We start from the raw sequence: 8,622 nt of genomic DNA, 5'->3' as shown, positions 1-8,622 counted from the left end.
GAAAACTCGTAGGCTTCATGACAGATCGAGAGAAGATGGGCAAAGTAAACCACACCGGCCGCATCGGTATCGGCCAGATAAATTAGGCGTTCATAGGACATAAAAAGCTTATTGTCTTTCTAGAAAGGTTAAACTATCTTGTAGTTGTCTTAACTCGTCCCGATGGGCTTTGACAGTTAATTCCGTTTGCTGAGATTTGCTTTCTACTTTAAAAGCCACTTCTTCTAAACGGCCGACTTTTTGCCAATAGAAAACACCCGCGAGGGGAGATAAACCCACAAGAGCAAAAATATAGGGATTAGTATCGGGAAATAACACCGATAACACCAGTGAGAAGCAAAATAAACCCAAGGCTGCCAAAATTGTCAAAAATATCGCTAGAAAGGGGCTAGGCGGCACAAAACCCTGTAATCTGACAATATTCTGTTCGGGTTCAATCGCCTTGACTTGATAGGAACGTCGGTCAAAATAATTTCGCAGTTGTTCTAATAGTTGGTCGTCACTGGTACTGGTAAGATAGACACGCTGTTCGATACGCTCTTTGACGGAACCGCGAATAAAAAAGAATAATCCCACCATGAGCAGGAGAGTCAGAAAAAAAGTTGAGGAGAGAACGGGGGTATCCATGGCGGCGGTTAGGAGCGAAAAAACTTACAATTAATCCTAATTATCCTAACCTATCTTCTCCCCCGATTTAGAAGATAGACCCTAGGAGCAAAACCTCGATCGAGAATCAGAAAAATTTAACCCCAAGGCAGATTCATGGGCAACAATCTATTAACAGGATTAATCGAACCCTTACAGTATAGTTTCATGCAGAGATCCCTAATTGAAGCTATCATCGTCGGGATCATCTGTGCGGTGGTGGGAACCTACCTGATGGTACAACGTTTGGCCCTCTTGGGCGATGCCATCAGTCACTCGGTCTTACCCGGATTAGCGATCGCTTTTATTGGTAATTTTAATCTTTTACTGGGTGCTTTACTAGCCTCAATGGTCAGTACCCTACTGATTAACTTAATCCGTAATCGTTCCCCAATCAAAGAAGATGCGGCCATGGGTATCGTTTTCTCGGCTTTTTTCGCCCTTGGCATCACCCTGATCACTCTCATCCAAAAAAACAACAAAATTGACCTTAATCACTTTCTCTTCGGCAATATTCTCGGTGTTACTGCTGCGGACATTCGCGATACCCTAATTATTGCCGTTATCGTTTTATTAACCGTTTTGCTCCTGTATAAAGAACTATTATTCTACACTTTCGACAAAATCGGGGCGCAAGCGGCGGGTTTACCGGTAAATTTATTAGATTTAGGCTTAATGCTCCTGATCGGCCTGACAATCGTTGCTAGTCTCCAAGCGGTGGGAGTAATCCTCGTTTTGTCCCTTTTGATTACCCCAGCAGCCACTGCTTATCTTTTAGTTACCCGTCTTCATCAAGTCATGGGTTTAGGTGTGGGTGTGGGTATTATTTCTAGTATCAGTGGGATGTATTTAAGTTATTACTGGAATTTACCCTCCGGACCGGCGATCGTGCTTGTCGCTTTTACCCTATTTATGTTGGCCTTTTTATTCAGTCCCCGTCAAGGAATTTTCACTCATCCCGCTAGTCTAGGTGGTCAACTTTCTATCTGGGTAGAGATGAAAAATTTGTTGAGACGGCGTTAGTTTGCAGGAGAAGGTGGTAGTGACCAAAAAAAGCGGACGGCCGAGATAACTGCGATAATTTGCCAGATTTTTCGAGGCTCTTACCCTGATATTGTGTTAATTTTATCGTTTCATATTGTACTTAAGCGACATACCAGACCACAGCATTAGGTTAATTCTTCCCCACAAGAATCTGATATTGGAAAATAGCCATTTGACCTCTTGTATTGGGTAGCTCTTGGATTCATTAGCCTGTACAGCTAGTCTCCGCTAATTTCTACCAATGTCTCACCAGCAGCTAAAAGTTCTAAAGCCCTGGGTAAAGTCTCACTCAAGATTTCACGCAACCGGGCATTAGAGGTATTGTCACAAGTCAGCCAAATAATTTGTGGGGGCGAACCAAGTCGCTCAACTAAATCTACAAAATCGCTGTCTTTGGTCATTAGGATAGCTCTTTGAGCTTTTGCAACCTGAAAGATTTCAGTATCTTCAGCATCTCTCAGTCCAAGATCACGCAAAGCCACAGCTTCAATCTCAAGTGTAGTGCTAATCCAGGTTGCAATTGCAGGAGACAAATGTGCGTCAACCCAAATTGTCATGCCACTAAAACCGGGTGATTAAGCTTCCGCGAGGCATATAAAAGCGCTGCTTTCAAATCATCTGCCTCAAGATCAGGCATTTCATCTAGAATTTCTCTCGCGCTTAAACCTGCCGCAAATAGATCTAACACATCTGATACCCGGATTCTCATTCCTCGAATACAGGCACGACCACCGCACTGCCGAGGATTAACTGTAATTCTTGAAAGCAATTCCGCCATTACAAGGTAGCTCTTACGATCTTTACCTTTATTGTGAACTAGAGTGCTAAAAGTTTCAACAAAATAGGGTAGGCATAGCCCACCTTGTCAATTATGAAAAATTTTGACATCCTCACCGCCGGGGCCGAACGATGATTCCTCACCACCTTTTTGGATATGATCAATTTATTCTCGCACCTCTAGAAGTTTAAGCCATGTCACTCGCTGAGTTAATTCCTCTGGTCAACAATCTGAGCCAGTCAGACAAATGATCACTCTTTAAACTCCTAGCCACACAAATCCCAGACGCTGAACTACAAGTCATCTTCTCGGCATCAGAGTACCCAATTTGGTGGCCCTACGACGCAACAGCAGCAGCAAACATCCTGGGGCAGATGATTCAGGATGACCAAGGGGCATCTGCTCATGCCTAGTACAGTTGAGTTTCCCTTTTCTGAGGATAACGCATTACCGACCAGAACCTTGATCCCAAGCGGCGATCGCTCTGATAACATGAGCTACTTTATCATTCTGCCTCAAAATTGTTTTTTATTGGTCGGCAATAATTGTCTTCTTTTTTTGATTTTGTACGGTAAGTTTGGAACAATCATATTTAAAAAGGCAGAAAATCTTCATCAAGAATTTGCTCCAGCGATAGTCCCCACTCTCAGGCTCAATGACAATAAACCAGTCATAATATTCCCCTGCTAATTGTGGATAAACGCGGTCAAAAATCTCTCGACAACGCCGAGCTAAAGCTTTATCCTCAGCCTCAATTTTCGCTATTTCTTCAGCAGAAAGGCGATGTTGATGAGGAAAAATCGAACTTCCCAGAGGAACTTTTCGAGAGGTTATTTGGCTCATTTTGGCTAATTTTTGCCCAGTGGGGACAAATTTAACTAGAGACAGAGAGAAGAAAAGAGCCTGTTGTGTTTCGGAAATGACTATCGTTCAGGAGAAGTCATTCTTTGATTATTCTAACGATTTCTGCATCTAGTCGGAGCCGTTTTTTTCAGGACAATCGCCACTCTCCACCCAGCCCAATATTGGGAGTAATAAGCTAAATCCCGTCATATAATTGGAAAGGAGAATGGCAACATTAGAGGCTGAGGCGAGGGGAAACAGATGAAGGGCGATCCGGCTGTATTGAAGAAAGTGTCTGTCAGTCTTCCTTTTGGTATTGGTTCAGCCGAATGGGAGGCAGATCCGACTGAGAGAAGGGCTGCATGGTCACTTTATGTGGAATTGGTGACTCGCATTGCTGTAGAGCCACTGGAGGGTGAAGAAGGGCTGCTGCGTGAGGCTTTGAACTCCCTGTATAGTTTATTTGGGACAACCGGCGAGATTCTCAAGGAAGCTGGTCCCGATGTGGGGGCTTCTCGCAATTCAGTGGGCGGTATTGCGATCGCTGTCCTGAATCGGGGGTTGCGCCGTTTTCTAGCCAAGTGGCATCCTCGCTTACAGGTTTGGGAAGCGAAGCGTCCTGCTGATGTCAGTCCCAAGGAATACGAGCAGCAATGGACAGAAGAACCTGAATTGCGAAGGGAGTTAGAGGCTCTCAGGCAGGATTTAAGTCGGTATGCACTGGCTCTAGCAGAGATTGCTGGGGTTGAAAATTAGATTAGGAGTTTCTGGGAATGTCTATTTTTATTAGCTACAGTCGTCAAGACCAAGCCTATGTAAATAAGCTGCTAGAGGCTCTTACAAAGCACGAATTGCCCTGGTGGTTAGATAACAAAATTGACTACGGGGATAAATGGCCAAGAGTGATTGAAGAAAACCTCAGAAAAAGTCAGGTTTTTATGCTGGTGATGTCTCCTCGCTCTAAAAACTCTCATTGGGTAAACTGCGAACTGGCTCTTGCTTTAGAGTTAAAAAAGCCCATTTTCCCCCTTTTGTTAGAGGGTAGCCGTTGGCTAGAAGTTGGAATAATTCAGACAGTTGATATACAGGGGGGAAAACTGCCGCCTGCTAGTTTTTTTGATAGAGTTCGATCTGAATTAGGAAGTGAGTTTACGGTTCGCTCTCCTCGTAATGAAGTAGAATTGAAAAGTAAAAGGGGCATTAACTACACCAAACTTCGTGACTTGCTAGCAGCAGGAAAATGGAAGGAAGCAGACGAAGAAACAGGTAAAGTCATGTGTCAGGCGGCTGGTCGAACAAGCTCAGGATGGTTAAGAATAGAGGATATCGATAGCTTTCCCTGTGAAGATTTACGGATAATCAATCAACTCTGGCTACATTACAGTAATGGCAATTTTGGCTTCAGCATCCAGAAAGAAATTTATGAGAGTCTTGGGGGGAAGAGAGAGTATAATGAGGAGATATGGCAAGAATTCGGTGATAGCGTCGGCTGGAAAGAAGGAGGAAATTGGTTGAACCGCCATAACCTAAACTTCTCACAAAATGCCGTCCAAGGTCACCTCCCTGCTTTTGGATTAGGGAAAAGTATTGGTTTAATAATCATTCCAACTAAGAAGAATTTTTTCTTCTCTTCTCTCGTACAAAGACTTGTAACTTGTAAGATATAGCAACTTCAGGCAATTTGTCAAGCTTAGTTTTGGAGATTTCTAGAACGAAAACATAGGCTTTTTCCCAATTTGTTCAGTTCTTAATCTATTAATCAAAAAATTCGGTGAAAGAAAGGAGTATAAATTGGATGCTTACCTACAAAGCAATGTATAAATTTCTGGAACAGGGAGTCCATGGAGAAGTCTTGGATTTCCCTGGCGTGATTTCCTGGGGAAATGATCTAGCAGCAGTACGCCGTTCCTTAGCCAGTGCGCTGGTGGACATGGCAGAAGTTAATATATCTAGGGGGGAATCCTTACCCTTGCCTAATGAGTTGTTAACAGACCCAGAAGCGGATTTAGAAGAACCAATTTATCTAATATTTTCTGCATCAACCCATGTCCAAATTGTACCGACTTTGATAGCCTCATGAAGCGTCGAGATTTGTTGCGTTATCTCAGTCAACAGGGTTGTCAATTGGTACGAGAAGGAAGTGAACATTCCATCTGGGAAAATCCACTCAATGGTCGGCGCACAGCCATCCCTCGACATAGAGAAATTGTAGAGTTTACTGCTGTGAGAATTTTTCGTCAGTTGGAGATACCAGAACCTTGATAACAAGGTGCGATCGCAGACTACAATCAAGCCATTAAAATCAAACCTGACTTTGCTGATGCCTACAACAATCGCGGGATTGCCAAGAAAAACTTAGGAGACAAGCAAGGTGCGATCGCAGACTACAATCAAGCCATTAAAATCAAACCCGACTATGCTCATGCCTACCGCAATCGCGGGTTTGCCAAGAAAAACTTAGGAGATTACCAAGGTGCGATCGCAGACTACAATCAAGCGGCACAACTTTACTCGCAGCAAGGCAATATGGAAGAGTATCGTAAGGCTCTCGACAGGATCAAAAATCTTGAAAAAGGATTTTGGGGAAGGTTGTTCTCGTGAAAAATGGTTGTTACTGAAATTAAAAAATCAAAATAAAGGACTGATGAATTAATCTATAATGCAAGAGAAAGAAGCTATTAGCGGAAGGTTATTTGAACCATCTAAAGCGGGAGGTAAAATTCTTAAATTATCCTATCAAGAAATAAAAAACTAGGCTATCCCACTGGACAGCCACCCGATCCCGATCTGGCTTACAAATTGTGGAATAATGCTCACACAGCAACCCTTGAAGATTATGGTTTAAAAGAAGGATTTGGCGTTTTATTTCACCCAAGTATAGAGGATTAATCATGAAAGATACCGTACAGTTAACCCAACTTGAATTGGTGCTTCTCCAATTAGTTGAAAAAGGAAAAGGAAAATGGAGTTGGTACGAATTAGCTAACGCACTTTCCCGCCGAGATGTTCCTAGCCGTAGCGTGTGGATCTGAGAAGGGAACAGGGGGTCTTTGGTCGATTCTCGTTTTTTCTTCTCTCGCGCAAAGACTCGTAACCTGTAAGATATAACAACTTCAGGCAATTTGTCAAGCTTAGTTTTGGAGATTTATAGAACGAAAACATAGGCTTTTTCCTACTTCAATACCTGGCACTGGTTGCTGTCATCAAGCTATCGGTTTCCAGTAGTAAGCTACTTTGCAGATAAGTCAACTTTTAATTCTCGCTCTTCTACTATTATTTACCCCTCATCAATAAACGGGTTTTTAATATTTAAACCAGAAATACCCTTAAAATCATCAACATTTCTAGTGACCAAACATCCATTTTGGCTCAATGTTGTTGCGGCAATAATGGCATCGGGAATCTTGATTTTATACTGTCGTTTCAGTTGAATAGTCAGATATTCAATTTCTCTCAATATGGGAATTAATTCAAACTGTGAGAGTAAATCTTCAATTATCTGCTCTTCTTCCTTAGACAAAGTAGGAAAACTGAGTAACTCAATTCTGACAATTGGTGAGATAAAAATCTGATGCAAACTCAAAAAAGCTTGGGAGAAAAAAGAAGTAACTATATCGTCATCGGCTAAATAATAAATAAAAATATTGGTATCATAGACGTATTTCATCCATCCCACTCCCGACGAAGAGACTCTACATGAGATAGCATTGCCGCTTTTTTATCCTTAAGAATACCTTTGGCTTTAACCACCTTTTGATAATCTTTTTGCCAAAGCTGAAGCAGTGAATCTGGCACGTCTGCTGTAATAAAATTTTCATCTTCAGCAATCAGATAATTCCTTGGTATTTTAATCAGTGGCAAAGCTTTTCTCCTAATACCAAACAGTATTTAATGTCTCTCTCTGTCATAGACTATCATTATATATCATCCTTTCCTCATGAATCCCTGACCTCCCAGAAAAATCCAATCATCGCGGCGGTAATCCAAAAATAGTAATAAGTAAAGACTGTAACCAATTAATCGATGCTTGAGTTTGCTCGACCGTCATCCGATTTCTTCTTTCTGCGACTAGGAGAGTATTGACAATCTCTAAAGACCAAATTTCGGGAACAAATGCTTCGGCGTTTGGCATTATGTCTAATACTGCGTTAGCATAATCGTTATCTTCATCGACCAAACATCAGCTAATTGCTACCAAACAATCTAAAACGAACTCAATCAAAACCGCCTCCCTTCTTCTCGCATGGCACGAATTTCACTTTTAGGTAAAGCTACAGTTTTTTGAAGGCGGCGCATTCCTGAAATAGCTTGGGTAATAGATTGCTCTACTACTGGGTTGCCCCAGGCATTATAGCGAGGTTTTCTTTCCTCTTTTCTACTTGCTAAATCTTCACTGACTTCTTGAACCGCTTCAACGGTTACTGTAACATTTACTTCAGTGTCTTTAAAATCGGACGGTATATCTAAATGTAAGATTCCATCTCTACCAATCTGAGAACGTAGTTTAATTGTTGGCATATTAAAACCTCGTATATTCTTATCCTTTTGCCCCTTTATAAGCAGTAAAACGTAGTAAAACGTAGGGCGCGTTAGAATACAAAAATTGCTGCTTTGACTCGAAGGTGACAATCCGTCGTAAAACACCACCTCTCATCAACATTTACTCATACCGGCGGTTACGTTTGCGGATAATCCAGAGGATAAACCAGATAACCAGGACAAGTAGGGCGATTTTTGACACAGGAGCCAGATATTCTTCCACAAGGGGGTAATTTTTCCCTAAAAAGTAACCTGCTGCCGTTAAAAAAACGACCCAGAGGGTCGTGCCGATGGTGGAGTAAACTAAAAAGGGAATCATCGCCATGTGATTCATCCCGGCGGGTAGGGAAATCAAAGTTCGTACTCCGGGGACCAAACGACAGAGTAAAACCGCTTTACTACCGTGACGGTTAAACCATTGATTTGCTTTTTGAATATCTTTAGCGGAAACGGTAATCCATTTGCCGTATTTATCGGCTAGTTTTTCGATTTTTTCCTCATCCACAACCCGACCGAGATAATACCAAGGTAGTGCTCCGACTACGGTTCCGACAATCCCCGCTACCACTGCCGGAATAAATTCCATTTGTCCCTCATGGACGGTAAAACCCGCTAGGGGCATAATTAATTCCGAGGGAATGGGAGGAAAAAGATTCTCTAAAAACATTAATAGGGCTATGCCTAAATAGCCCATGGAAGTCATTGTATTTGTAATCCATTCAGTCATATTTTTTTAGGATTTAGAAAACAGTTTTAAAGTAAAAAAAGGGAGT

The 8,622-nt window shown here is 42.1% G+C and carries 16 protein-coding genes and 1 pseudogene; 7 read left to right on the top strand and 10 right to left on the bottom strand.

The features are described 5' to 3' along the window. Both PX484_RS14385 and PX484_RS14380 read right to left on the bottom strand, forming a co-directional pair. A pseudogene (locus PX484_RS14385) lies at window positions 1–101 on the bottom strand (1,4-dihydroxy-2-naphthoyl-CoA hydrolase); the annotation flags it as partial. Window positions 102–108: 7 nt separating this feature from the next. Next, window positions 109–627: a cofactor assembly of complex C subunit B gene (locus PX484_RS14380; protein ID WP_288104379.1), complete on the bottom strand. Its 519-nt coding sequence runs from the start codon at window positions 625–627 to the stop codon at window positions 109–111. A 135-nt stretch (window positions 628–762) separates the two neighbouring features. Between PX484_RS14380 and PX484_RS14375 the strand changes: the two genes are divergently transcribed. Next, complete coding sequence (locus tag PX484_RS14375) at window positions 763–1,668, top strand: metal ABC transporter permease (protein ID WP_002732770.1); 906 nt, start codon at window positions 763–765, stop codon at window positions 1,666–1,668. Between the two features lie 239 nt (window positions 1,669–1,907). Here the strand turns inward: PX484_RS14375 and PX484_RS14370 are convergent, their stop codons facing one another. The 3 genes from PX484_RS14370 to PX484_RS14360 form a co-directional block, all read right to left on the bottom strand. Then, window positions 1,908–2,246 (bottom strand): DUF5615 family PIN-like protein, encoded by a 339-nt coding sequence (locus PX484_RS14370; RefSeq protein ID WP_287767484.1) that lies wholly within the window; start codon window positions 2,244–2,246, stop codon window positions 1,908–1,910. After that, the gene (locus PX484_RS14365; protein WP_002734651.1) at window positions 2,243–2,467 is read right to left on the bottom strand and encodes a DUF433 domain-containing protein; all 225 of its coding nucleotides are present in this window, start codon (window positions 2,465–2,467) and stop codon (window positions 2,243–2,245) included. Before PX484_RS14365 ends, PX484_RS14370 begins: the two co-directional genes overlap by 4 nt. Window positions 2,468–2,995: 528 nt before the next feature. Continuing rightward, complete coding sequence (locus PX484_RS14360; protein ID WP_002755562.1) at window positions 2,996–3,310, bottom strand: hypothetical protein; 315 nt, start codon at window positions 3,308–3,310, stop codon at window positions 2,996–2,998. A gap of 261 nt (window positions 3,311–3,571) precedes the next feature. Between PX484_RS14360 and PX484_RS14355 the strand changes: the two genes are divergently transcribed. The 6 genes from PX484_RS14355 (at window position 3,572) to PX484_RS14330 (ending at window position 6,342) form a co-directional block, all read left to right on the top strand. Next, window positions 3,572–4,066: a hypothetical protein gene (locus PX484_RS14355; protein WP_287668223.1), complete on the top strand. Its 495-nt coding sequence runs from the start codon at window positions 3,572–3,574 to the stop codon at window positions 4,064–4,066. Window positions 4,067–4,083: 17 nt separating this feature from the next. Further along, window positions 4,084–4,977: a GUN4 domain-containing protein gene (locus tag PX484_RS14350; RefSeq protein WP_287668220.1), complete on the top strand. Its 894-nt coding sequence runs from the start codon at window positions 4,084–4,086 to the stop codon at window positions 4,975–4,977. Between the two features lie 128 nt (window positions 4,978–5,105). After that, entirely contained in the window at window positions 5,106–5,390 is a 285-nt protein-coding gene (locus PX484_RS14345) for a type II toxin-antitoxin system HicB family antitoxin (RefSeq protein WP_002734253.1), read from the top strand. Further along, the gene (locus PX484_RS14340) at window positions 5,387–5,572 is read left to right on the top strand and encodes a type II toxin-antitoxin system HicA family toxin (protein ID WP_002734683.1); all 186 of its coding nucleotides are present in this window, start codon (window positions 5,387–5,389) and stop codon (window positions 5,570–5,572) included. Before PX484_RS14345 ends, PX484_RS14340 begins: the two co-directional genes overlap by 4 nt. Window positions 5,573–5,584: 12 nt before the next feature. Next, on the top strand, window positions 5,585–5,911 hold the full coding sequence (locus tag PX484_RS14335; RefSeq protein WP_287668228.1) for a tetratricopeptide repeat protein: 327 nt from the start codon (window positions 5,585–5,587) through the stop codon (window positions 5,909–5,911). Between the two features lie 290 nt (window positions 5,912–6,201). Next, window positions 6,202–6,342 carry a hypothetical protein gene (locus PX484_RS14330; protein ID WP_164502940.1) on the top strand — a complete coding sequence of 47 codons (141 nt, stop codon included), beginning with the start codon at window positions 6,202–6,204 and terminating at the stop codon, window positions 6,340–6,342. Between the two features lie 245 nt (window positions 6,343–6,587). Here the strand turns inward: PX484_RS14330 and PX484_RS14325 are convergent, their stop codons facing one another. From PX484_RS14325 to PX484_RS14305, 5 genes are all read right to left on the bottom strand, one after another. Then, on the bottom strand, window positions 6,588–6,977 hold the full coding sequence (locus PX484_RS14325; RefSeq protein ID WP_002801881.1) for a type II toxin-antitoxin system VapC family toxin: 390 nt from the start codon (window positions 6,975–6,977) through the stop codon (window positions 6,588–6,590). Then, entirely contained in the window at window positions 6,974–7,171 is a 198-nt protein-coding gene (locus tag PX484_RS14320; RefSeq protein WP_002789758.1) for a hypothetical protein, read from the bottom strand. Before PX484_RS14320 ends, PX484_RS14325 begins: the two co-directional genes overlap by 4 nt. Window positions 7,172–7,277: 106 nt before the next feature. Further along, window positions 7,278–7,442, bottom strand: a complete 165-nt coding sequence (locus tag PX484_RS14315) for a type II toxin-antitoxin system VapC family toxin (protein WP_223211133.1) — start codon at window positions 7,440–7,442, stop codon at window positions 7,278–7,280. A gap of 86 nt (window positions 7,443–7,528) precedes the next feature. Further along, on the bottom strand, window positions 7,529–7,828 hold the full coding sequence (locus PX484_RS14310) for a hypothetical protein (protein WP_002795863.1): 300 nt from the start codon (window positions 7,826–7,828) through the stop codon (window positions 7,529–7,531). Between the two features lie 142 nt (window positions 7,829–7,970). Continuing rightward, entirely contained in the window at window positions 7,971–8,576 is a 606-nt protein-coding gene (locus PX484_RS14305) for a DedA family protein (protein WP_002755550.1), read from the bottom strand. Between the last annotated feature and the right edge of the window lie 46 nt (window positions 8,577–8,622).

Origin of the sequence: Microcystis sp. M49636_WE2, assembly GCF_030065375.1 — a bacterium.
In the GTDB taxonomy this organism is placed as follows: domain Bacteria; phylum Cyanobacteriota; class Cyanobacteriia; order Cyanobacteriales; family Microcystaceae; genus Microcystis; species Microcystis aeruginosa_C.
The sequence above is the reverse complement of the archived record's forward strand: the minus strand, read 5'-3'. Positions and strand labels throughout refer to the sequence as shown.

What these genes read in the sequence shown, in the direction of transcription:
- PX484_RS14310 (WP_002795863.1), bottom strand. Translation starts at nt 7,828, where the DNA reads ATGCCAACAATTAAACTACGTTCTCAGATTGGTAGAGATGGAATCTTA.
- PX484_RS14370 (WP_287767484.1), bottom strand. Translation starts at nt 2,246, where the DNA reads ATGACAATTTGGGTTGACGCACATTTGTCTCCTGCAATTGCAACCTGG.
- PX484_RS14340 (WP_002734683.1), top strand. Translation starts at nt 5,387, where the DNA reads ATGAAGCGTCGAGATTTGTTGCGTTATCTCAGTCAACAGGGTTGTCAA.
- PX484_RS14325 (WP_002801881.1), bottom strand. Translation starts at nt 6,977, where the DNA reads ATGAAATACGTCTATGATACCAATATTTTTATTTATTATTTAGCCGAT.
- PX484_RS14330 (WP_164502940.1), top strand. Translation starts at nt 6,202, where the DNA reads ATGAAAGATACCGTACAGTTAACCCAACTTGAATTGGTGCTTCTCCAA.
- PX484_RS14365 (WP_002734651.1), bottom strand. Translation starts at nt 2,467, where the DNA reads ATGGCGGAATTGCTTTCAAGAATTACAGTTAATCCTCGGCAGTGCGGT.
- PX484_RS14375 (WP_002732770.1), top strand. Translation starts at nt 763, where the DNA reads ATGGGCAACAATCTATTAACAGGATTAATCGAACCCTTACAGTATAGT.
- PX484_RS14345 (WP_002734253.1), top strand. Translation starts at nt 5,106, where the DNA reads ATGCTTACCTACAAAGCAATGTATAAATTTCTGGAACAGGGAGTCCAT.
- PX484_RS14315 (WP_223211133.1), bottom strand. Translation starts at nt 7,442, where the DNA reads ATGCCAAACGCCGAAGCATTTGTTCCCGAAATTTGGTCTTTAGAGATT.
- PX484_RS14350 (WP_287668220.1), top strand. Translation starts at nt 4,084, where the DNA reads ATGTCTATTTTTATTAGCTACAGTCGTCAAGACCAAGCCTATGTAAAT.
- PX484_RS14355 (WP_287668223.1), top strand. Translation starts at nt 3,572, where the DNA reads ATGAAGGGCGATCCGGCTGTATTGAAGAAAGTGTCTGTCAGTCTTCCT.
- PX484_RS14360 (WP_002755562.1), bottom strand. Translation starts at nt 3,310, where the DNA reads ATGAGCCAAATAACCTCTCGAAAAGTTCCTCTGGGAAGTTCGATTTTT.
- PX484_RS14305 (WP_002755550.1), bottom strand. Translation starts at nt 8,576, where the DNA reads ATGACTGAATGGATTACAAATACAATGACTTCCATGGGCTATTTAGGC.
- PX484_RS14380 (WP_288104379.1), bottom strand. Translation starts at nt 627, where the DNA reads ATGGATACCCCCGTTCTCTCCTCAACTTTTTTTCTGACTCTCCTGCTC.